At 54.4% G+C, this 22,294-nt stretch carries 17 protein-coding genes; 5 read left to right on the forward strand and 12 right to left on the reverse strand.

Annotated features, from left to right (window positions below):
* Window positions 1–85 precede the first annotated feature (85 nt).
* Window positions 86–1,234: a YbfB/YjiJ family MFS transporter gene (locus AC1MKH_RS16495; RefSeq protein WP_276219827.1), complete on the reverse strand. Its 1,149-nt coding sequence runs from the start codon at window positions 1,232–1,234 to the stop codon at window positions 86–88.
* Between the two features lie 138 nt (window positions 1,235–1,372).
* On the opposite strand from AC1MKH_RS16495, the gene fghA reads away from it, so the two are divergent.
* Window positions 1,373–2,209 carry an S-formylglutathione hydrolase gene (gene fghA, locus AC1MKH_RS16500; protein ID WP_276219826.1) on the forward strand — a complete coding sequence of 279 codons (837 nt, stop codon included), beginning with the start codon at window positions 1,373–1,375 and terminating at the stop codon, window positions 2,207–2,209.
* A gap of 132 nt (window positions 2,210–2,341) precedes the next feature.
* On the opposite strand, the gene cirA is transcribed toward fghA, so the two are convergent.
* From cirA to yieE, 3 genes are all read right to left on the reverse strand, one after another.
* Complete coding sequence (gene cirA, locus AC1MKH_RS16505; RefSeq protein WP_276219825.1) at window positions 2,342–4,312, reverse strand: catecholate siderophore receptor CirA; 1,971 nt, start codon at window positions 4,310–4,312, stop codon at window positions 2,342–2,344.
* 338 nt (window positions 4,313–4,650) lie between these two features.
* Entirely contained in the window at window positions 4,651–6,120 is a 1,470-nt protein-coding gene (gene lysP, locus AC1MKH_RS16510; protein WP_276219824.1) for a lysine-specific permease, read from the reverse strand.
* A gap of 164 nt (window positions 6,121–6,284) precedes the next feature.
* Window positions 6,285–7,154 (reverse strand): DNA-binding transcriptional regulator YeiE, encoded by an 870-nt coding sequence (gene yieE, locus AC1MKH_RS16515; protein ID WP_276219823.1) that lies wholly within the window; start codon window positions 7,152–7,154, stop codon window positions 6,285–6,287.
* Between the two features lie 118 nt (window positions 7,155–7,272).
* Here yieE and AC1MKH_RS16520 point away from each other — a divergent pair, with 118 nt between their 5' ends.
* The 3 genes from AC1MKH_RS16520 (at window position 7,273) to AC1MKH_RS16530 (ending at window position 10,357) form a co-directional block, all read left to right on the forward strand.
* Window positions 7,273–8,322 (forward strand): YeiH family protein, encoded by a 1,050-nt coding sequence (locus AC1MKH_RS16520; RefSeq protein ID WP_276219822.1) that lies wholly within the window; start codon window positions 7,273–7,275, stop codon window positions 8,320–8,322.
* A gap of 80 nt (window positions 8,323–8,402) precedes the next feature.
* Entirely contained in the window at window positions 8,403–9,260 is an 858-nt protein-coding gene (nfo, locus tag AC1MKH_RS16525) for a deoxyribonuclease IV (RefSeq protein ID WP_276219821.1), read from the forward strand.
* Window positions 9,261–9,262: 2 nt separating this feature from the next.
* Window positions 9,263–10,357 carry a sugar kinase gene (locus tag AC1MKH_RS16530; protein ID WP_276219820.1) on the forward strand — a complete coding sequence of 365 codons (1,095 nt, stop codon included), beginning with the start codon at window positions 9,263–9,265 and terminating at the stop codon, window positions 10,355–10,357.
* Between the two features lie 22 nt (window positions 10,358–10,379).
* On the opposite strand, the gene AC1MKH_RS16535 is transcribed toward AC1MKH_RS16530, so the two are convergent.
* The 6 genes from AC1MKH_RS16535 to fruB all read right to left on the reverse strand — a co-directional run bounded on the left by AC1MKH_RS16535 (window position 10,380) and on the right by fruB (window position 17,643).
* A complete protein-coding gene (locus AC1MKH_RS16535; RefSeq protein WP_276219819.1) occupies window positions 10,380–11,630 on the reverse strand; it encodes a NupC/NupG family nucleoside CNT transporter in 1,251 nt (416 codons plus the stop codon).
* An 89-nt stretch (window positions 11,631–11,719) separates the two neighbouring features.
* Window positions 11,720–12,655, reverse strand: a complete 936-nt coding sequence (locus AC1MKH_RS16540) for a pseudouridine-5'-phosphate glycosidase (RefSeq protein ID WP_276219818.1) — start codon at window positions 12,653–12,655, stop codon at window positions 11,720–11,722.
* Window positions 12,643–13,584, reverse strand: coding sequence for a pseudouridine kinase (locus tag AC1MKH_RS16545; protein ID WP_276219817.1), 942 nt, complete (start codon window positions 13,582–13,584; stop codon window positions 12,643–12,645). The genes AC1MKH_RS16540 and AC1MKH_RS16545 overlap by 13 nt, the downstream gene beginning before the upstream one ends.
* Before the next feature lie 287 nt (window positions 13,585–13,871).
* A complete protein-coding gene (gene fruA, locus AC1MKH_RS16550; RefSeq protein WP_276219816.1) occupies window positions 13,872–15,557 on the reverse strand; it encodes a PTS fructose transporter subunit IIBC in 1,686 nt (561 codons plus the stop codon).
* Between the two features lie 16 nt (window positions 15,558–15,573).
* Complete coding sequence (gene fruK, locus AC1MKH_RS16555; RefSeq protein WP_015963724.1) at window positions 15,574–16,512, reverse strand: 1-phosphofructokinase; 939 nt, start codon at window positions 16,510–16,512, stop codon at window positions 15,574–15,576.
* Window positions 16,513–17,643 carry a fused PTS fructose transporter subunit IIA/HPr protein gene (gene fruB / locus AC1MKH_RS16560; protein ID WP_231826724.1) on the reverse strand — a complete coding sequence of 377 codons (1,131 nt, stop codon included), beginning with the start codon at window positions 17,641–17,643 and terminating at the stop codon, window positions 16,513–16,515.
* Window positions 17,644–18,013: 370 nt separating this feature from the next.
* Here fruB and setB point away from each other — a divergent pair, with 370 nt between their 5' ends.
* Window positions 18,014–19,195: a sugar efflux transporter SetB gene (gene setB / locus AC1MKH_RS16565; RefSeq protein WP_276219815.1), complete on the forward strand. Its 1,182-nt coding sequence runs from the start codon at window positions 18,014–18,016 to the stop codon at window positions 19,193–19,195.
* Here the strand turns inward: setB and AC1MKH_RS16570 are convergent.
* A complete protein-coding gene (locus AC1MKH_RS16570; RefSeq protein ID WP_276219814.1) occupies window positions 19,192–20,517 on the reverse strand; it encodes an HlyD family type I secretion periplasmic adaptor subunit in 1,326 nt (441 codons plus the stop codon). The two genes, setB and AC1MKH_RS16570, sit on opposite strands and share 4 nt — an antisense overlap.
* Before the next feature lie 2 nt (window positions 20,518–20,519).
* Entirely contained in the window at window positions 20,520–22,262 is a 1,743-nt protein-coding gene (locus AC1MKH_RS16575; RefSeq protein ID WP_327621830.1) for a type I secretion system permease/ATPase, read from the reverse strand.
* Window positions 22,263–22,294 lie beyond the last annotated feature (32 nt).

The raw sequence follows: 22,294 nt of genomic DNA on the forward strand, positions 1-22,294 counted from the left end.
GGTGGGGCGCTCCGCCCTTCATGGGGCAAAGTTTGCACTTATTGTGCGTGAGGCCGCGCACATAATCCAGTATTCGTAACGATAATTATTGCAATTGCTGCTGCCTTGCATGCTCCGGTCGCCATACCAGCACGCCGCCGATAAACAGCGCCAGCGCCGCGACCCCAAGCGCTGGGTCCAGGCGATGCGTAAGCCAGGTCGACAGTGCCGAGGTCATTGGGCCAACCAATTGACCTACGGCATAGCCGGTAGTCAGCAATCCGGCCATATAGCGTGAGTGACGCGGCGCCAGCTCCCGACCATATAACAGCGAAAGCTGCACCGCGCAAAGGAAGCCGCCGCCCACCAGCGCTGCGCCCAGGGCTAAGCCCGGCAAACCAGGTACCAGCCATGCGAACAACACGCCAAGCCCCTGTAACCACAATACCACCGCCAGACGGTGGTGGCTCTGCCCCACATGACGCATCGCAATACTCAGGGCGATACCGATAACCGACGCGAGGCCAAATATTGGCCAGACAAACTGCGCAAACAGGCTACCGGGAAAACGCTGCGCGGCCATTTGTGAGAGAAAGGTCGCAGGCAAAATATAGCCGAATCCTGCCAGGCTGTAGCTCCAGACCAGACGTTTAAGGTCGGCGGTGAGATGCAGCGGCTCGGGCTTTATGCCCGACGGATGCAGCGCGCCAGGACGCGGCAACCAGCGGACGACCAGTATAATCAGCACTAACGCCAGCAGGCCGTAAAGCAGCCAGCCCTGCGACGCGGCAAGCGACTGAGAGTGGATCCACACCGCCAGCAGGCCGCTGAGGGCAATCCCCGCCCCCGGCCCGGCGAACACTGCGGCGCTCAGCCCGGCATGGCCCAACTGCGCAAGACGCTCGTTGGTCCAGGCGGCGGTTAGCACCAGCGCCCAACCGCTCATACATCCCAGAATCAGGCGCAGCACACCGTGTAGCCAGGCATTATCGGCCCATGCGGAAAGCAGCGTGAACACCACCGCCCCGGCAATGCCCAGATACAGGCGCGTCTCGACGTGACGCTGCGCGCGCATGGCATCCCACGCGCCAATCAGATAGCCCAGATAGTTCATCGCCGCGACCAGCCCGGCACTGGTCAGCGTGAGCTGGTTGTCGGCAATCATTAATGGCACCTGGGGCGTAAAGGCAAACCGCCCTATCCCCATGATAACCACCAACACCGTAAAGCCGCTGAATGCGATTCGTAAGGCCATACCGCCTCAATTGTTAACAATAAGTTATACGTATGATGCGACATATCAAGACGATGCGGAAGTGAAAGTTACTCAACGGCGATGAATTATCTGTATGATGATCCCAGTATTTCTGATTTTGAATATAAGGAGCCTTGCATGGAATTGCTTGAAGAACATCGTTGTTTTGAAGGCTGGCAACAACGCTGGCGGCACGACTCCACTACGTTGAACTGCGCCATGACGTTCAGCATCTTTTTACCGCCAACGAATGGAACAACGCCGCCACCGGTACTTTACTGGCTGTCGGGTTTGACCTGTACGGACGAGAACTTTACCACTAAAGCCAACGCGCAACGCGTTGCCTCCGAGCTGGGGATGGTGCTGGTGATGCCCGATACCAGCCCGCGCGGCGCGGATGTCGCGAATGATGACGGCTATGATCTGGGCCAGGGCGCGGGTTTTTATCTGAACGCCACGCAGCAGCCGTGGGCAGCACATTTCCGGATGTATGACTACATTCGCGATGAACTGCCAGCACTGATTCAGGATAAATTTAATGTCAGCGATCGCTGTGCTATCAGCGGACACTCAATGGGCGGGCACGGCGCACTGCTGCTGGCGCTGAAGAATCCGGGCAAATATGTCAGCGCATCGGCGTTTGCACCCATTGTGAACCCCGGCAATGTGCCATGGGGTAAGAAAGCGTTTACAGCGTATCTGGGCGAGGAACAATCCGCCTGGGCGCAGTGGGACAGCTGTGCGTTGTTGCATGCCAGTCAGGCTGACGCGGCAACACCGATGCTCATCGATCAGGGCGACAGCGACCAGTTCCTGGCCGATCAATTGCAGCCTGCGGTATTCGCGGAGATCGCACGGCAAAAAGATTGGCCGCTAACCCTGCGCATTCAGCCGGGTTACGATCACAGCTACTTCTTTATTGCGTCGTTTATTGAGGATCATCTGCGCTTCCATGCGCAGTATTTGTTGAAGTAAGCGTGGATTGCCGGATGGCGCTAACGCTTATCCGGCCTACGAGTGTGTGCGGTCGGTGGATTTGCCCGGATGCACATAACCCGTAGGTCGGATAAGGCGTAGCCGCCATCCGACATTTCCGCTATCGCACCATCAGAAGCGGTAATCCACCGCCATAAAGTAGCGACGACCATCTTCGTTATAGCTGTAGTCATCACGACTCAGGTCTTTATCCCCCAGGTTCAGCACACCCGCACGCAGCTTAACGTTTTGCGTGGCCTGCCATGCGCCGCCCATGTCCCACGTCGTGTAGCCACCCGGCGTTTTCGACGTCGCGCTCACCGCACGCTGTTCACCGTTGTAACGCGCCGCCAGATAGAACGACCAGTCCTGTACCGGCGTCCAGTCTACGCGACCGTTAGCCGTATGGAACGGCAGCTCCTGCAACGGTTTATTCCCGCCATTACTGAGATCGCGACCATCGTTATAGGTGTAGTTCAGCGTCACTTTCCACTGCTCGCCAAACGGGACTTTCAGCTCGGTTTCCACACCCTGAATTCGTGCTTTATTCACGTTGTAATAGGCGAAAATTGGCTTGCCGCTGGAATCAAAGCCGACAAAGTTGGAATAGCCTGGCGCCGCGCTGACATCAGAAGTACGCGCAATGTTGATCATATCTTCCACATCGTTGCGGAAGGTGGTCACGCTACCCTGCACGCCTTCCAGCCAGCCCTCTTCCCCCTGATAGTAGAGGCCGATTTCCCAGCTTTCGCTGGTTTCGGGTTTCAGGTCAGGGCTCCCCACGATACGGCAGCCGCCACGGCAGGAGTTGGTCGTCCAGTCCGGGCTCAATTGCAGCAGCGATGGCGCTTTAAAGGCCGTTGCCCAGCCGCCTTTCACCGTGACGGTATCCGTCGCGCTATACACGAGGTACGCACGCGGGCTCCAGTGATCGCCATAGGTTTCGTGATCGTCCATACGAATACCGGTGGTCAGCGCCAGCGGTTCAAAAATACGCCACTCATCTTCAATAAACAGCGCGTACTGGCTGGCTGACGTTTCGCTGCTGGTTCCGCCGGTCAGGTTAACCGGATCTTTCAGTTTGTCGTGTCGCCACTCCCCGCCGAACGTGATCAACTGGTTGATAGCCCCCACCGGCAGCACATATTTACCGTCAATGGTGTTGCTTTCCGAGGTGATCGGGCTGCTGTTGCCGGGGTTCTTGTTATCGACTTTTTCACCGTAGAACTTCAGCTCGCTGTTACCGACATCCCAACGACCGTTATGACTCAGGGAATAGTTTTGACGCTCAAGACGGTTCTGATCCAGCGAATCTGAATTTCTGTCCTGACGGTCAAAACCGTAACCGGCGGTGATATCCTGATTATCCGTGGGTGTCCAGGCAAATTCGACGTTGGCATCGCGGCTGGTGAAACCTTCGATACGCGGCGTTTCACCGGTGGCACTGGTGGTGGACGATTCCTGCTTATCTTTCTCACGTTTGGAGAGGCTACCAAAGGCTTTCACCCCCAGTACGCCATCCACCAATGGGCCGCTGGTAAAGAACTGGCCGTTGTAAGTATCGCCGCGATCGCGGTTTTCCTGAATGGTGGTATCAGCCGTGATGCTGCCCGTCCACTTCTGACCAATTTTTTTGGTGATGATATTCACCACGCCGCCCAGCGCATCGGAGCCGTAGAGCGAAGACATCGGCCCGCGCACCACTTCGATACGCTCGATGGAATCTGCCGGGATCCAGTTCAGGTCGAAGTCGTTATGGCGGAAAACGGCATTGCGCGAATTCACGCGTTTGCCATCGATAAGAATCAGGGTGTAGCTGCTGTCGAGGCCGCGAATACTCACGCCCTGGCGGTTATCGCCTTCATTGGTGAGCTGTACGCCCGGCACTTCCTTGAGGATATCTTTCAGGTTTTGCACCGGCTTGCGTTGCAGATCTTCCTGAGTGATCACGCTGATACTGGCGGGGGCATCTTTGACGCTCTGCTCGGTTGCAGCAGCGGTGACGACCATTTGTTCGCCTTCAGTGGCGGCGGTAACCGGCAGCGCCAGTGACAAAGCGGACACGCAGAGCCCGCCCCGGACGAAGGGGTTTAACCTGAACATTCCAAATCTCCATGAGGTGAATACGTAATTATTTCAAAAGGGTATTGCTCACACTGACTGCTTCACGCTGCTGACCTTCAGCGCTTATTTTTTTATGCAGATGTGGCTGTCGCCTCTTGTCGGTCACGATTTACCGTAAGAGAGGGAGTGGCTTCATCCAGTATTAACGCGGGTGATGATAAAGAGAATGATAACAATTATCAATTAAGTTATTTAAAGTTATGTCAATATGTAATCGTTTAATTCTATCAATACGGGAATAATCTTAGGCGGGATGTAATTTAGGGTAAAAAAAAGCCCTCTTTGCGTGAAGAGGGCTTCTTAGACAGCGGCGCTAATTATTTCTTAAAGCGCTCCGGGAAGTGCATTTCGCTGTAGCGAACGAAGCGTGTTCCACGGCTCAGCTTGTAGCCGAACCAGATAATCAGGAACAGCGGGATACCGATATAGGTAGCTGCAACGCCGCCCCAGTCGATGGTATCGGCCAGGAACGCTTCATAGTTCTGGCCCAGGGTGATAATCAGGCACAGTACGAAAGCGAAGATCGGCCCCAGCGGGAAGAACCCGGAACGGTACGGCAGATCGTTAATATCGTGCCCCTGCATCACATAACCGCGACGGAAGCGATAGTGACTAATGGCAATCCCCAGCCAGGCGATGAAGCCCGTCATCCCGGAGGTATTCAGCAGCCACAGATAAACGGTCTGGTTACCGAACATAGAGGTCAGGAAGCACAGGCCCGCAATCACCGTGGTCGCGTACAGCGCATTACGCGGCACACCGCCTCTCGACAACTTAGAGAAGATGCGCGGCGCTTTACCGTCGCACGCCAGGGTGTAAAGCATACGCGTTGATGCGTACATCCCGGAGTTACCCGCAGACAGTACCGCCGTCAGGATAACGGCGTTCATCACCGCAGCCGCAGAAAGCAGACCCGCATGCTGGAAGACCAGGGTGAACGGGCTAACGCTGATGTCTTTAACATCGTTACGCAGCAGGCTCGGATCGGTGTACGGAATAATCAGGCTGATAATCAGGATCGCGAACACATAGAACAGCAGGATTCGCCAGAACACCTGACGCACCGCGCGCGGAATGTTTTTCTCCGGATCTTCAGACTCACCCGCCGCGATACCAATCAGCTCGGTGCCCTGGAAGGAGAAGCCGACAATCATTGCCACGCCGATCATCGCCGACAAGCCACCGGCAAATGGCGCATCGCCGGTTGTCCAGTTGCTCCAGCCTACTGGCTGCGAGCCCTTGAAGATGCCGACAATCATCATCACGCCCACAATGATGAAGATGATAACGGTGGCGACTTTAATCAGAGAGAACCAGTATTCCGCTTCGCCGAAGCCTTTTACGGAGATGTAGTTGAGCAGGAAAATGACGCACAGGAACAGGGCGCTCCAGATCCAGCCCGGCGTATCCGGGAACCACCAGCTCATCACCAGCTGTGCGGCCACCAGGTCAACGGCGATAGTCACAGCCCAGTTGTACCAGTAGTTCCAGCCCAGCGCGAAGCCGAAGCCTTCTTCGACATAGTTCTGGCCGTAGGTAGCGAACGAACCGGAAACCGGCATATATGCCGCCAGTTCGCCCAGACTGGTCATCAGGAAGTACACCATCAGGCCAATCAGAATGTATGAGAATAACGCCCCGCCGGGGCCTGCTGCGGAAATGGTTGCGCCTGATGCGACAAAAAGACCTGTACCGATTGAACCGCCAATGGCGATCATCGTCAGGTGACGCGCCTTGAGTTCGCGACGGAGCGCGGGCGCTTGTGTGGTTTTAGTTTCGGAAACCATTTGAAAATACTGTCCATCCAAAAATTGAGGCGCGATTGTAGCAGACGAAAAGCCTGTCTTCTGGCAGAAATGCGCAGTTATAAGAGACCTTCATGATGAACGGCCAATTATAAGTAAAGCAGCACATGCTGTTACTGGCGAGTTTCTCGCCAGCTGGCGACAGTCTATGAAATGGTGCAGTACGAGAGAAAGCGCAGTAACGCATTAGAAAGATGCTTCTGCCGATGATGAATACGCCACAGCGTGCGATTCAGCCCCGGTAACGGCACCGTCACTTCCACCAGCTTTCCGCTTTCCAGTTGTTCGGCAATCACCCGGCGTGACAGACAGCTGATGCCCAGCCCGTGGCGCACCGCATGTTTAATGGCTTCGGAGTTGCCAAGCTCCATTCCCAGGCGGAACTGCGGTAAATGCGAGAGCAGAAGATAATCGACAATTTCGCGGGTACCGGAGCCTTTCTCGCGCAAAATCCACGGCTGTGCCGACAGACGGGCGAGAGTCACCTCCCCTTCCAGTAGTGGCGAATCCGGTGCGGCAAACACCACCAGCTCATCTTCCAGCCAGGGCTCCGCCACGATATCCGCTGAATGACACGGCCCCTCGATAAAACCGATATCGACGCGAAAATCCGCCACGGCATTAATGGCATCCTGACTGTTGCCGACGCTAAGCTCAATCGGCAAATCAGGGAAATCCCGGCGATAGCGGCCGATCATTTCCGGCAAAAGATAGTTACCGATGGTGCTACTGGCGTAGACGCGGATTGCCCCGTTATCTTCGCGGAACAGTTGCTCAATTTCGGTAGCCTGCTCCAGCAATGCCAGCGCGCGCGGGTAAAGCAAACGCCCGTGCTCGTTTACCACCAACCGTTTACCGACGCGGTCGAAAAGCTGCACGCTGAGTTGCCCTTCGAGATCGGTTAACGCCGCGCTGACCGCAGACTGCGACAGCGCCAGCATCTGCGAGGCCTGGGTGGTGGAACCGCTTTTGAGTACTTCCGCGAACACTTCAAGCTGTCGCAGCGTGATATGCATATCTTTCCTGCCTGTTCAATCGGCGCTTACCAGTTATTACGATTAATTATAAATATATAATCAATTTTATCTTTAAACCAGTACGGCGTAATCTTTTGCCCAGACAAAGGAGAAGGTTATGGCAGAAATCACATTACGCGAACCTCATCGTACCGTAAGACATTATCTCCCCGGGCTGGCGCTCAGCGCGGTCATCACCGGGGCAGCACTGTGGGCCGGGAGCATTCCCGCTATTTCAGGCGCAGGCTTCAGTGCATTAACGCTGGCTATCCTGCTGGGGATGGTCATCGGTAACACGGTTTACCCTAAAATCTGGCAGCCCTGCGACGGCGGCGTCCTGTTCGCGAAACAGCACCTGCTGCGTCTCGGTATCATTCTTTATGGCTTCCGCCTGACGTTTTCGCAAATTGCTGAAGTGGGCGTCAGCGGGATTGCCACCGACGCCCTCACCCTAACCAGCACCTTTTTACTGGCCTGCTGGTTGGGTCAAAAAGTGTTTGGTCTCGATAAACACACCAGTTGGCTGATTGGCGCGGGTAGCAGTATCTGTGGCGCGGCGGCCGTACTGGCGACGGAACCGGTAGTAAAAGCAGAAGCGAGTAAAGTGACCGTGGCAGTGGCGACCGTCGTTATCTTCGGTACGCTGGCTATCTTCCTTTATCCGGCGATGTACCCGCTGCTGGCACACTGGTTCAGCCCGGAAACGTACGGCATCTATATTGGTTCAACCATGCACGAAGTGGCGCAGGTGGTTGCTGCGGGTCATGCGATTAACCCGGAAGCTGAAAACGCGGCGGTGATTTCGAAAATGCTGCGCGTGATGATGCTGGCTCCGTTCCTGCTTATCCTGGCAGCACGCGTAAAACAGCTGGCGCCGGCGGGCAGCGGCCAGAAAAGCAAAATCACTATCCCCTGGTTTGCGGTGCTGTTCATTGTGGTCGCGATTTTCAACTCCTTCCACCTGTTGCCGAAAGCCGTAGTGGATGTGCTGGTGACGCTGGATACGGTATTGCTGGCGATGGCGATGGCGGCGCTGGGCTTAACCACCCACGTGAGCGCACTGAAAAAAGCGGGTGCAAAACCGATGCTGATGGCGCTGGTGCTGTTCATCTGGTTAATCGTCGGCGGTGGCGCAATTAACCTTGCGGTCCACGCCCTGATGGCATAATCCATCACGACTTCTCCCTGTTAACCCGCTATGATTACGGTTTGCTTTCCCCTCCTCTGGCGGGTTTAACAGGAGTCGTTATGAAATACATTGGAGCGCACGTAAGCGCCTCCGGCGGCGTAGCCAACGCCGCCATTCGTGCAGCAGAATTAGAAGCGACCGCTTTCGCCCTGTTCACCAAAAATCAGCGCCAGTGGCGCGCCGCCCCCCTCACCACAGAAGTGATTGATGATTTCAAAGCGGCCTGCGAAAAATACCACTACACCGCCGCGCAGATCCTTCCCCACGACAGCTATCTGATTAACCTTGGTCATCCCGTGGAAGACGCGCTGGAAAAATCTCGCGAAGCCTTTATTGATGAGCTCAGCCGCTGCCAGCAGCTTGGCCTGACGCTGCTGAACTTCCACCCGGGCAGCCACCTGATGCAAATTGATGAAGATAAGTGTCTGGCGCGTATCGCTGAATCCATCAACATCGCGCTGGCGCAAACCGAAGGCGTGACCGCCGTGATTGAAAACACCGCCGGTCAGGGCAGTAATCTCGGTTTTAAATTCGAACATCTCGCGGCCATCATCGACGGCGTAGAAGATAAATCCCGCGTCGGCGTCTGCATTGATACCTGCCACGCCTTTGCCGCCGGTTACGATCTGCGTACCGCTGACGAATGTGCAAAAACTTTTGCCGAATTTGAACGTATCGTGGGCTTTAACTACCTGCGCGGGATGCACCTCAACGATGCGAAAAGCGCCTTCGGTAGCCGTGTTGACCGCCATAACAGCCTCGGTGAAGGCAATATCGGCCACGACGCCTTCCGTTGGATTATGCAGGACAACCGTTTTGACGGTATCCCGCTGATTCTGGAAACCACAAACCCGGATATCTGGGCGGAAGAGATTGCGTGGCTGAAGGCGCAGCAGGTTGCTGAAGAGGTGGCGTAAGCATGATTGACAGGGAGAAGCAGATCCTCAACATCCTGCGCCGTAACCCGCTTATTCAGCAAAACGAAATCGCCGACATTTTGCAGGTGAGTCGTTCACGCGTCGCGGCGCACATTATGGATCTCACGCGCAAAGGGTTAATCAAAGGTAAAGGCTACATCCTGACTGAACAGGATTACTGCGTCGTGCTGGGCGCAATCAATATGGATATTCGCGGGGTCGCTGATATCCATTATCCGCAAGCGGCCTCCCAGCCAGGCGATATTCGCTGTTCTGCCGGAGGTGTGGCACGTAATATCGCCCACAATCTGGCACTGCTGGGGCGGGATGTTCATTTACTCTCGGCGGTGGGCAGCGATTTTTATGGTGATACGTTGCTTGAGCAAACGCGTCAGGCCGGCGTGAATACCCAGAACTGCATTCGCCTGCATGGGCAAAATACCTCAACCTATTTATCCATTGCCAATCCGCAGGATGAAACGGTCCTGGCCATCAACGACACGCATTTACTTGATGCGCTAACTCCTCAACTTCTCAACGCCTCGCGGGAGCTGCTCACACATGCAGGGGTGATCCTCGTGGACTGCAATCTAACGCCACAAGCGCTGGAGTGGGTCTTTACGCTGGCCGGAAATATTCCGGTATTTGTTGATACCGTCTCAGAGTTCAAAGCGGAAAAAGTTAAAAGCTGGCTGGGCCGTATTCACACGTTAAAACCGACACGCAGAGAACTCGAGATCCTGTGGGGGAACGCTATCAATAATGATGAGCAGCTACGTTATGCTGTTAACGATTTGCACGCTCAGGGCGTACAGCGCATCGTCGTATGTCTGGAAGACGAGTCGGTCTTTTGTAGCGAAAAAGAGGGTGAAGCCTTTGCGCTGACGCCGCCTGCGCATCCGGTGGTGGACAGTTTTGGCGCTGATGATGCACTGATGGCTGGGCTGCTTTATAGCTTCCTCGACGGAACCGAGTTCAGGGACGGCGCACAATTTGCCGTTGCCTGCGCGGCCTTAGCGCGTGCCAGCATCAGTATCAACAACCCAACGCTCTCAGTGGACAACGCCTGGTATCTGCTAAAAAACAGCGCACAGTAATGTGCGCTGCTAACAGTTTTCATTACCCAAGGCTAATAAAGAAACCCGCAATGGTCGCACTCATCAGATTAGAAAGCGTTGCCGCGGCGAGCGCTCTCACGCCCAACTGCGCGATTTCCGGTGCCCGCTGCGGGGCAATTGCCGAAAAGGCCCCGACAACGACGCCAATCGAACCGAAGTTGGCAAATCCACACAGGGCAAACGAGATAATGGCAATAGTTTTAACGTCCAGAGTTCCGGCGGCCTGTAAGTAGGGTGAAAAACTCAGATAGGCGACAAACTCGTTGATTGCCAGTTTCTGCCCAATCAGGCTACCTGCAAGCGTAGCATCACTCCAGTCAACACCCATAATCCATGCCAGCGGTGCCAGCACATAGCCAAAAATCCCTTCAAGGGATGCATGATCAAAACCAAACCAACTGCCAACGCCCCCGATAATGCCGTTCAGCAACGCGATAATCGCCACAAACGCCATTACGACTGTCGCCACACCGGCGGCAATCTTCAGCCCGGTCATGGCCCCGCTCGCCGCCGCTTCAATAATGCTTTTTGGCGGTGTTTCGGTAAAGGAAAGATTCTCGAACGTTACCTGAGACGCCTCCGTCGCCGGGCTCATCAATCTGGCGAACAGTATGCCACCGGGGATTGCCATTAATGACGCAGCCAGAAGATAGTCAATGGGCACGCCCATTCCGGCGTATCCGATCAACATCGATCCGGCAATCGAGGCCATACCGCTGCAGATAGCGGTAAACAGTTCATTGCGGTTCAACTTCTCAATAAACGGCTTCACGATCGCCGGGATCTCATTCTGGCCGAGGAAAATCGTTGTTACCGCGACAAAAGATTCAACTTTGCTGATATTCAGTGCTTTCTGGAAAATACCGCCAAGAATACGGATCAGCAATCCCATTACGCCGATGTAGTAAAGCAGGCTTATCAGCGCAGTCACAAAGATAATGGCGGGCAAAACACGGAACGCAAAGACAAACCCGGCTCCATCAAAAAGCACATCCATCTTGGGCCCAACCAGTGAGCCAAAAATAAATGCACTCCCGGCATCGCTGTAGGACATCACTTTATGAACACCCATTGCCGCCTGCTCTACCAGCCATTTTCCTGGCGGGAAATAGAGCATGATGCCACCGATGGCAATCTGCAAAGCCAGCGCCGCCCCCACTGTGCGCAGACTAATCCGTTTTTTATTCACCGAGAGTAAAAACGCAATGATCAGGAGTACCGCCATTCCCAGAACACTTCTCATAATATCCATAATGAATACCCTTACCTGGTAGAAAACCTGGCACAGGCCAGGTTTTCAAAAACAGAGTGACGGGCGACAGCCTCCTGCCCGATGCTGATTTACTGCAAACGCTGATACTCTTTGGCAATTTCGCAGGCCAGAATCGCGTTATTAAAGACCAGCTGAATGTTGGATTTAAGACTATCGCCGCCGGTCAGTTCAGCAACGCGCGCCAGCAGGAACGGCGTGCTTTCTTTCCCGACAACGCCCTGCTGTTCCGCCTCGGCCACCGCGCGATCAATGGCCGAATTGATCTGCTCTTCTGGCATGGCATATGCCTGAGGGATAGGGTTGGCGATTACCAGACCACCGTTCAGGCCGGACTGCCATTTTACGGCCATCGCTCGTGCGATTTGCTCCGGTGTATCCAGACGAATACTCACCTCGAACGGGCTGGTACGACAGAAAAAGGCGGGTAACGCTTTTGTTTGATAGCCAATAAGCGGTACCCCAAATGTTTCGAGATACTCAGTTGTTAAGCCCAGATCAAGAATAGATTTCGCACCGGCACAAACCACCGCAACATTGGTATGGGCGAGTTCCTGTAAGTCGGCAGAAATATCAAAGGTATGTTCGGCACCACGGTGAACACCGCCTATCCCTCCTGTGGCAAAAACTTTAATACCAGCGAGAGCGGCAATAATCATGGTTGACGCAACGGTGGTCGCACCATTTATTCCGGCGGCCACAACAAAGGGTAAATCACGGCGACTTACTTTGGTTACGTTGTGCCCTTCACGACCTAATAATTCAATTTCCTCCTGGCTAAGCCCAACTTTCATGACTCCGCCGATAATAGCAATACTGGCAGGAACCGCACCGTGTTTGCGGATTGTCTCTTCCACTTCAATGGCTGTTTGTGCATTTTGTGGAAATGGCATTCCATGGGAAATAATCGTCGATTCCAGTGCCACGACCGGTTTGTTATCCGCAAGCGCTTGCTTAACTTCCGGTGAAACCTGTAATAAATCAGATGAAATATTTAATTCTGACATTCTTTTTTCTCCACTAAAGCTAATACGTTAGAAAACGACAATTCAGGGTTATTGGTATATTCAGAGGAGAGCGCCATTGAGGCACACCCTTGGGAAAAACGAACGGATTCAGGTAATGAAAAGCCTTCGTGCCAGCATGCAGCAAGCCCCGCCATCATGGCATCTCCGGCTCCCGTAACGTTCACGACTTGCGTTTTCAGAGGTGATGACCAGCCAGATTCACCCTGCATATCACTGTAATAAACGCCGTCGCCCCCCATACTCAGAACCAGCCGTTGTAGGCCTTGTTGGTGGAACCATGCCGCGACAGCAGGGACATCCTGGCGTGAGACAAGAGGTATCCCACTCAATGTTTCCGCTTCAAGTCGGTTCGGTTTTAAGGTATGGATGTGAGGGAGCCAGTCACGGATTTTCACGCACTTCCACGCTGATACCGGATCGACAAAAATCGGCGTTTCACCTCGATTTTCCATTATCCACGCCAGGGCCGCCTCGCTAATATTGCAATCAACAACGATGACGCGTGCCCCCCGAATAAATTCCCGATGGTGCGCCAAAAATTCTGGTGATAAGCATTCAGAGATGCTCATATCATTAATAGCAACCAGCATTTCGCCGGTATTATCGAGAAGAGAAAGATAACTGGAGGTACTTTCATCAGAAACTTTCAGGCATTTATCTACATGCACACCTGATAATTCTGTTTGCATAAGCAAAGACTTGCCATAAAAATCATCACCGACAGCCGTCAGAAGCCAGGAGCTTTTACCGAGCAGTGCAATATTATGGGCAATATTCCTACCCACGCCCCCCGGGGTAAACCTTATCTTTCCGGGATTTGAATCAGCATAATTCAATTGATTCTGCGAATATCCAGCGACATCCATGTTCGCAGAACCAATCGTAACAATATAATTATCTTCAAGCATAGAACGCCCCCGGACATATTCGTCCTTTTCATGCAGAGTTCGTTATTAACGCCATAAAACACATTCATTAAACACATGTTCACTATTGAACATATGTTTATATTGGCCAGGTATGAATGTAAAGTAAAGCTATCGACAGGAGCGTTATGGAAGAGATATGAAGTGAATCACAAATATATTAGCAATATGCGTTTTGCAGTAACAAAAGTGGGATTAAGGACACAAATATTTGAGGCATGAAAAAGGGCGAAGATAATCTCCGCCCTTTTTAACAAGAAGATAAAACCTTACGCCGCTTTCGCTACCCCTTCCGCGTCAGCGCGTTTCAGCACCGCGTAGGACAAGCCCGCCACCAGCGTACCCGCCACAATCGCCAGCAGATAACCCAGAACCGGAGTGATTGCGCCAGGGATCAGCAGAACAAACAGACCGCCGTGCGGCGCCATCAGTTTTGCGCCCACCGCCATGGAGATAGCGCCGGTGATTGCCCCGCCGACGATACAGCATGGCAGAACACGCATCGGGTCACGCGCCGCGAAAGGAATTGCCCCTTCAGAGATGAAGCACAGACCCAGCACCAGTGCCGCTTTACCACCTTCGCGCTGTCCTTTATCAAACTTGTTACGCGCAACCAGCGTGGCAACGCCCATTGCCAGCGGTGGCACCATGCCTGCGGCCATAATTGCCGCCATCGGCGCGTAGGTTTGCGTACTGAGCAGACCAACGCCGAACGCATAAGCCGCTTTGTTCACCGGGCCGCCCATGTCGGTACACATCATACCGCCGAGGATTGCGCCCAGCAGGACCGCATTCGCCGTGCCCATGGTTTGCAGCCAGTGCGTCAGGCCTGCCAGAATACCGGCAACCGGTTTACCAATCAGATAGATCATCGCCAGGCCTACGATCAGGCTGGATACCAATGGAATGATCAGAATCGGTTTCAGCGCTTCCATGCTCGGCGGCAGTTTCAGCTTCGTGCTGATGGCTTTCGCCACGTAACCGGCCAGGAAGCCTGCAATGATACCGCCGATGAAGCCAGACCCGGTGCTCACGGCTAACATACCGCCAATCAGACCCGGCGTCAGGCCAGGACGGTCAGCAATTGAGAAGGCAATGAAGCCCGCCAGCACTGGAACCATCAGGGCAAAGGCTGAACCGCCGCCGATTTGCATCAGCGCAGCCGCCAGCGTGTCTGGTACTTCGAACGCTTTGATACCAAAGGCAAAGGAGAGCGCGATACACAGGCCGCCCGCCACCACCATCGGCAGCATGTAAGAAACGCCGGTCAGCAGGTGGCGATAAGCGCCGCCGCCCTCTTTCTTGGCGCTGGCCGCAGCCTGAGTTTGACCGGTCGGTTGATACGGCTTCGCTTCGGCAACAGCTTTATCAAACTCCTGCGCCGTTTTCTTCAGCGCCAGACCGGTCGAGGTGCGATACATCGGTTTACCGGCGAACTTCGCCAGGTCCACTTCGATATCCGCCGCCACGATAACCAAATCGGCCTGCTCAACTTCTTCCGGGGTGATGGCATTGCCTGCGCCCACGGAACCACGGGTTTCAACCTTCACCCACATACCGCGTTTTTTGGCTTCAGTTTCAATCGCTTCTGCCGCCATAAAGGTGTGCGCGACACCGGTCGGGCACGCGGTTACCGCCACGATGCGTTTTACCGCGCCGGAGGTTGTCGGAGCCGCAATGGCAGGCGCTTCGTAAGGCAGCGCATGGCCTTTCGCTTCGCCCAGGAACAGTTCCGGGTGCGCGACTGCGCGATTGATATCGCCCAGATACACTTTCTTCCCGGCCAGCGCGCTGTCCGCCGGAAGAGCAGAACCCAGCACAATCACCAGTTCCGCATCGTTCGGGTTATCAATCAGTTCGAGCTTTGCTTTTTGCGCCGCCGCGCCCAGCAGGGTTTTCGCCATGTAGGCGCGAGCCTGTCCGAGTCCGGCATCAATAATCAGCAGCGTTCTCATGATTTCTCTCCTGCTGTTAATTAAACGGTTGTAAGTCAACGCGCGCCATCATGGCCGCCAGCTGGGTACGGTCGGTAATGCCGACATTGCTCTGGCTGACCGCCAGTGCCGCCACCGCCGTCGCCAGACGCAGTGTGTGCTCGCTGGATTCACGCATCAGCAGGCCGTAAATCAGGCCACCGACCATGGAATCGCCTGCACCAACGGTGCTGACCACTTCCACTGACGGCGGCTTAGCAATCCACTCACCGGACGCATTCACCCACAGCGCGCCTTCTGCGCCGAGGGAAATCACCACATGGGCGATACCTTGTTCTCGCAGGGCGTGAGCCGCGTCGATCACGTCTTTCATTTCCGGCAGCTTGCGACCGGCCCAGATTTCCAGTTCGCGACGATTCGGTTTAACCAGCCACGGTGCTGCTTTCAGGCCCGCCACCAGCGCTTCACGGCTGCTGTCGAAAATGATGCACGGGCACTGGCTGCGCAGACGCGTCATCCAGTCGGTAAACGCTTCCGGGCTGACGCCCGCTGGCAGGCTGCCGCTTACGCAAACCATGTCGAATTGACCCAGCCAGCTCAGGGAGTCGTTAACAAAACGTTCCCAGTCTGCGGCAGTCACGTCGAAACCAGAGAAGTTGAAGTCGGTGACTTCGCCGTCTTTTTCCGTCAGCTTAACGTTAATGCGGGTACGGCCCTGCACCACCTGAAAGCGGTTAGCGATTCCAAGTTCGCTGAACAGTTGCTGAAAACCGTCCTGATTGTCTTTCCCGAGGAAACCACCGACGGTGACATCGATGCCCAGATCCTTCAGCACTTTTGCAACGTTAATCCCTTTACCTGCGGCGTGCAGGCCGGTGGTACGCACCAGGTTAACTTCGCCACGTTCAATTTCTGGCGTAAAGCCAACCAGATCGTAGGCCGGATTCAGTGTGATTGTTGCAACGCGTCTGCTCATTTATGCGCCCTCCCCGAGGCCAGAGGCGATCGCCTCTCCAATTGCGTCCAGTGCCTGACGAGCATCGTCCCCCTGAGCGGTGAAGCGCAGGCGATGGCCTTTCTTCACGCCAAGTGCGACGACTTTCATCAAACTACGACCGTTCGCCGGTTTACCGCTGCCATCAAGGTTGGTGACGGTGATATCACTGCTGAACTGTTTGATTGTATTGACTAACATAGTGCCCGGACGCGCATGTAAACCATGCTCGTTGCGCACCACAAATTCTTCGCTTAATACGTCTTCCGCTGCCGCGTCGTCGCTGGTCAGCAGCGCCAGCACGGTGGCGGCATCGGCTTTCAGCAGACGTTCAGCTTTATTTTCCAGCAGCAGATTGCTCAGGCGGCTGAGCACGGCTGTCGGTTGATCGTCAGCCATTGCCACGGTAATCAACATCGCGGCCTGAGATTCGCCAACGCTGACCGGGTTAGCCGCACGACTAACCGCCACGGCGCTACGCAGGTTGCCGTTTACGCCATCGCTCAGCCAGATACCCTGACCGAGATTCAGCGGCTGTTCGTTAATAGCGTGCGCGACAAAAGCGCTATCCACCGCTCCGGCCTCTTTCAGACGCGCGGCGTTCAGCGCCTGCAACGTCACCAGGTCGTTTGCCGCAACATCCAGCGACAGGGTGTCGTTATCAAGCTTCAGCGATTCGCTCTGCTTTTCGCCCATCAGCAACGCACGCAGCTCTTCAGCGGTGGTGGCGCTTTTCAGCTGTTCAGCCACGGAATCATCGCTCAGCACGTGCGTCAGCTGACGCAGCAGACCCAGGTGTTCATCTGAGCTCGCAGCAATGCCGATAGCCACATATGCCGTTTGCCCTTCACCCCAGGTCACGCCCTGCGGAAACTGATAAACCTGGACGCCGGTTTTCAGCACCTGGTCGCGCGTGTCGGTAGTGCCGTGCGGAATAGCAATGCCGTTGCCCAAGAAAGTGGACGTTTGTTGCTCACGCGCCAGCATCCCGGCGACGTAGCCTTCCGCCACGTTGCCCGCACTGACCAGTGCTGAAGCAACCTGCCGAATAGCCTCTTCTTTATCCGCGGCCTGCTGACCGGGATGAATATCCTGAACAGATAACTGGAACATGGTTCTCCTCTCCTGCTGAATTGAATCGTTTCAGCTAACATGAGAAAAAAGGCGTCACCTTATGCCGAAATAAAGGTCAGATGACGCTGAAACGTTTCAATTGAGTCTGTCCCTTTCTTAACCAGCCTGCAAGATAAGTTGAATTTCTGATGTTTAAAGTTAGATCTACAGCACATTTTATTAGCATTAATACCACAACTGCTGACACCTTAATCAGCTGAAGTTCAGGCGTCAGCAAACGTCAGCTTGAGTGAGAATTATTTTGAAATGGCTTTTTAATTTTTATGTGCGGAATTTGATGTAGATGACTGTTCATTTTCTGAGTGGCGACGTAAACTCCCGCCTCCTGTCACGCTAGCGATTAAGAGATATGCAAAACAGTTCTGCCGCCGCCCCCCGACGTTCGTTTGATCTCACCTCATCGTCGTTTCTGATTGTTGCGTTTTTAACCGGTATCGCCGGGGCGTTGCAAACGCCGACCCTGAGCCTGTTTCTGACTAATGAAGTCCACGCGCGTCCGGCGATGGTTGGCTTCTTCTTTACCGGTAGCGCGGTCATTGGCATCCTGGTGAGCCAGTTTCTGGCCGGGCGTTCCGATCACAAAGGCGATCGCAAAAGCCTGATCGTGTTTTGCTGCCTGCTGGGCGTGCTCGCCTGCGTGCTGTTTGCCTGGAATCGTAACTACTTTGTTTTGCTGTTTGTCGGTGTTTTTCTGAGCAGCTTTGGCTCTACCGCCAACCCACAAATGTTCGCTCTTGCGCGCGAGCATGCGGATAAAACGGGGCGTGAAGCGGTCATGTTCAGCTCTATTCTGCGTGCGCAGGTGTCACTCGCCTGGGTTATTGGCCCGCCGCTGGCCTATGCGCTGGCGATGGGCTTTGGCTTTACGGTGATGTATCTCAGCGCGGCGATGGCCTTTATTGTCTGCGGTATCATCGTCTGGTTTTTACTGCCCAGCATGCATAAAGGTAAAGGCGCCACTGCCGGACACATAGAAGCGCCGCGCACTAATCGCCGCGATGCCCTGCTGCTGTTTACCATCTGCACGCTGATGTGGGGCACCAACAGTCTGTACATCATTAATATGCCGCTGTTTATTATTGAAGAGTTACATCTGCCGGAAAAACTGGCGGGCGTGATGATGGGTACGGCAGCAGGCCTCGAAATCCCAACCATGTTGATTGCCGGATATTACGCTAAACGCTTCGGTAAGCGCTTTTTAATGCGTATCGCCGCCGTAAGTGGGTTGCTGTTCTATGCCGGAATGCTGACGGTACACACACCGGTTTTACTGCTTGGTTTACAGCTTCTTAACGCAATCTACATTGGTATTCTCGCCGGTATTGGCATGCTCTATTTTCAGGATCTGATGCCGGGCCAGGCCGGTTCAGCGACGACACTGTACACCAATACCACCCGCGTAGGCTGGATCATCGCCGGGTCGCTGGCGGGCGTCGTCGCGGAAATCTGGAGTTATCACGCGGTGTTCTGGATAGCGCTGGTGATGTGTGTCATCACCAGCGGCTGTCTGATGCGTGTGAAAGACGTTTAATACTCTTTAAATGCCAGCTCAAGGCGGGCCAGCAGCGGTTTAAAGAGGTAACTCAGGAAGGTCCGCTCACCGGTTTTTATCGTGACGCTTGCCGGCATACCGGCTTTAATTTTGTAATCACCCAGCAGTTTTACGCCTTCTCGTGAGACCTGAACTTCCGCCAGGTAATACGGCTGCTGGGTGGCTTCATCAATTAAGCGATCCGCCGAAACGGTCAGCACGCGTGCAGGCACCGACGGTAATAACGCGTGGTTTAGCGCCGGAAACAGAACATCCACCATTAATCCGGGCGCCATTTTATCAATCGCGTGCACCGGTATACGCGCGTCAATTTGCAGAGGTTGCCCGGCCGCAACAATATCCATCAGATGTTCCCCAGGCTGAATCACCCCGCCGACGGTACTTACCTTCACATCCAGCACCGTGCCGTTAATCGGCGAACGAATTTCCGTATTATCCAGCTCGTGACGGGTTGAAATGCGTTCATCCTCAAGCATTGAAAGCTCTTTTTGCTTCGAGGTTAATTCAGACTCCACCTCCTGCAAGTATTCATGCCGCACCTGGTAGAGTTTGATTTTGATTTCATTTTGCTGCGACTTCAGTTTGGCGATATTTAAAATATCCTCGGATATGCTGCCTGAGATTTCCGCCGCCTCCCGCTCCAGCACCAGCATCTGGGCTTTGGGATAATAGTTTTTCTCACTCAGAGAACGAATTGCACCGAGTTCACGGCTGATAAGGCTAAACTGATGGTCGCGGAATCCTTTGACTTTGTTCAGGTTATTTATCTGCCCGACCAGGCCTTCCAGGTTTTCCTCAAGCATCGCCACTTCGTCCTGAACGGTTTTGCGCCGGGTTTCAAACAAACGCGCCTGCAGTTGGCGGGCCTCGACGAGGCGTTTACTTCCTGAGAACTGTTGAGTCAGCGATGCGTCAAGAACGATGGCTTCTAACCCATCTCGCTCCGCAAGCAGGCGTTCTTCAATGGTTTTTGCTGACAAATACTGCGCGCCCAGCGCGCTGTAGCGCATCTCCAGCGGCGTTTTATCCAACCGTACCAGCACCTGATCTTTCTTAACCGTATCGCCTTCCTTTACGTCGATAGCCGTCACGCGGCCACCGCTCAGGTGCTGGAGCGTTTTCCGGTTGCTGGATACGGTGACCGTGCCATCAGCCACCACCCCTGCATCGAGTGGCGCTTTTACCGACCACAGCAAAAAGCCGCCGACACCGAACAGTATGACCACAAGCCCTCGCAGCAACGGCGGCCAGATCCGGGTATCAACGCAGTCATCATCGTTTACGGAATTCTGCTTTTTCATTTTCAGGCCTCGCGTTGGTCGTTATTAGCAGACGGTTCAGCCATTTCAGCCACCGGTTTTAGAACGTTAGCCTGACGGAGGCTGGCAAACACCTGGTCACGGGTACCGAACTGCTGCATCGCCCCGTCGTTGAGTAACAGCACTTTGTTGACCACCCCAAGCAGCGTCGGGCGATGAGAAATAATGACCGTGGTTTGCCCCTGATTGCGTAAGGTATTAATGGCTTTAATCAGCGCGAACTCTCCGGCATCGTCGAGATTGGCATTGGGTTCGTCGAGCACGATAAACGCGGGATTGTTATACACCGCTCTCGCCAGCCCGATGCGCTGACGCTGGCCGCCGGAGAGCTGATATCCACCTACGCCAAGCGGGGTATCATAGCCCTGAGGAAAGCGGAGGATCATTTCGTGAACGCCCGCCAGCTGTGCTGCCGCGACGATCTTTTCACTGTCCATCAGCGCAAAACGCGAGATGTTTTGCGCGATGCTGCCATCAAACAGTTCGACGTCCTGAGGCAGGTAGCCTATGGCCGGGCCGAGCAGTGCTTTATCCCACTGGCAGATATCCGCACCATCAAGGCGGACTTTGCCGGATAGCGTACTCCATACGCCCACCAGCAGTTTCGCGAGCGACGTTTTACCCGAGGCCGACGGGCCGATAATCCCCAGCACCTCTCCGGCATCGAGCTGGAAGGAGATATTGCGCAGCGTCGGCGAACTCAGCCCCGGAGGCGCGGCGAACACATTTTCCACGCTGATTTTGCCCGTCGGGCGCGGCAGGGTGAGCACCGCTTTCGGCGCGGGATAACTTTTTAGTAAGGTGGTCAACTGCTGCCACGCGCCGCGAAACTGCACAAACTGTTTCCAGCTACCGATCACCTGTTCAACCGGGTTCAGCACTCGCCCGAGGATGATAGACGCGGCGATCATCAGGCCCGGTGTGATTTCACCCTTAATGACCAGTAAGGCCCCGGCCCCAAGGGCGACCGATTGCAGCAGGATACGCACAAATCGGCTCAGGCCGCTTAAGTGCGCCGTTTTATCCGCAATCTGCGTTTGCAGAACCAGCACTTTATTGTGTTGCTCCAGCCAGTGATTTTTCAGCGTGGGAAGCATACCCATGGCTTCAATCGCGTCCGCATTTTGCAGTTGCTTATTGAGCTTGCTGCTGTTATTCACCGTCAACGCGTGCGCCTGCTGAATCGCGCGTTTGGTCGAAATCTCTGAAAACAGCGTTAACGTGAACAGAATAATAATCCCTCCGGCAGAGAGATAACCCAGCAGCGGATGTACCAGAAATGCGATCAATAAATAGAAAGGCGTCCAGGGTATATCTAACAATGCAAAGAGGCTATTGCCGGATAAAAATTGGCGCACCTGATCTAATTCCGCCAGCGCCTGCGCGGGGTTATTGTCGCCAGCGGTTATTTTGCGCTTAAACGCCGCGTTAAATACCAGTTGGTTGAGATTCACATCCAGCCGATTGCCGAGGCGCACCATCACGCTGGCGCGCGCCGACTCAATCAGGCCAATGACGATATACAGACCAAATATCAGCAAGGTAAGCATTAACAGCGTGGTGGTGTTTTTGCTGACCAGCACGCGGTCGTACACCTGCAACATATAAATTGCCGGTGCCAGCATAAGCATATTAATTACACAACTAAAAAACAGCAGCAAAATAAAAGTGGACCGAGTTCCTTTCAGCGCCCTGTTCAGTTCTGATTGCGTATGCTGGCCCGACATAGTCTTCTCCTTATAACCGGTTATTATCGGAT

The sequence above is a fragment of the Pseudocitrobacter sp. CD920760 genome (genome assembly GCF_057782505.1).

Excerpts from the sequence above, each read along its gene's own strand:
- fruB (WP_231826724.1), bottom strand. The coding sequence starts at position 17,643 with ATGTTCCAGTTATCTGTTCAGGATATTCATCCCGGTCAGCAGGCCGCG.
- AC1MKH_RS16520 (WP_276219822.1), top strand. The coding sequence starts at position 7,273 with ATGGCAGAAATCACATTACGCGAACCTCATCGTACCGTAAGACATTAT.
- AC1MKH_RS16570 (WP_276219814.1), bottom strand. The coding sequence starts at position 20,517 with ATGAAAAAGCAGAATTCCGTAAACGATGATGACTGCGTTGATACCCGG.
- AC1MKH_RS16545 (WP_276219817.1), bottom strand. The coding sequence starts at position 13,584 with ATGCTTGAAGATAATTATATTGTTACGATTGGTTCTGCGAACATGGAT.
- AC1MKH_RS16495 (WP_276219827.1), bottom strand. The coding sequence starts at position 1,234 with ATGGCCTTACGAATCGCATTCAGCGGCTTTACGGTGTTGGTGGTTATC.
- setB (WP_276219815.1), top strand. The coding sequence starts at position 18,014 with ATGCAAAACAGTTCTGCCGCCGCCCCCCGACGTTCGTTTGATCTCACC.
- lysP (WP_276219824.1), bottom strand. The coding sequence starts at position 6,120 with ATGGTTTCCGAAACTAAAACCACACAAGCGCCCGCGCTCCGTCGCGAA.
- fruA (WP_276219816.1), bottom strand. The coding sequence starts at position 15,557 with ATGAGAACGCTGCTGATTATTGATGCCGGACTCGGACAGGCTCGCGCC.
- fghA (WP_276219826.1), top strand. The coding sequence starts at position 1,373 with ATGGAATTGCTTGAAGAACATCGTTGTTTTGAAGGCTGGCAACAACGC.
- AC1MKH_RS16535 (WP_276219819.1), bottom strand. The coding sequence starts at position 11,630 with ATGGATATTATGAGAAGTGTTCTGGGAATGGCGGTACTCCTGATCATT.
- AC1MKH_RS16530 (WP_276219820.1), top strand. The coding sequence starts at position 9,263 with ATGATTGACAGGGAGAAGCAGATCCTCAACATCCTGCGCCGTAACCCG.
- cirA (WP_276219825.1), bottom strand. The coding sequence starts at position 4,312 with ATGTTCAGGTTAAACCCCTTCGTCCGGGGCGGGCTCTGCGTGTCCGCT.
- nfo (WP_276219821.1), top strand. The coding sequence starts at position 8,403 with ATGAAATACATTGGAGCGCACGTAAGCGCCTCCGGCGGCGTAGCCAAC.
- yieE (WP_276219823.1), bottom strand. The coding sequence starts at position 7,154 with ATGCATATCACGCTGCGACAGCTTGAAGTGTTCGCGGAAGTACTCAAA.
- fruK (WP_015963724.1), bottom strand. The coding sequence starts at position 16,512 with ATGAGCAGACGCGTTGCAACAATCACACTGAATCCGGCCTACGATCTG.
- AC1MKH_RS16540 (WP_276219818.1), bottom strand. The coding sequence starts at position 12,655 with ATGTCAGAATTAAATATTTCATCTGATTTATTACAGGTTTCACCGGAA.
- AC1MKH_RS16575 (WP_327621830.1), bottom strand. The coding sequence starts at position 22,262 with ATGTCGGGCCAGCATACGCAATCAGAACTGAACAGGGCGCTGAAAGGA.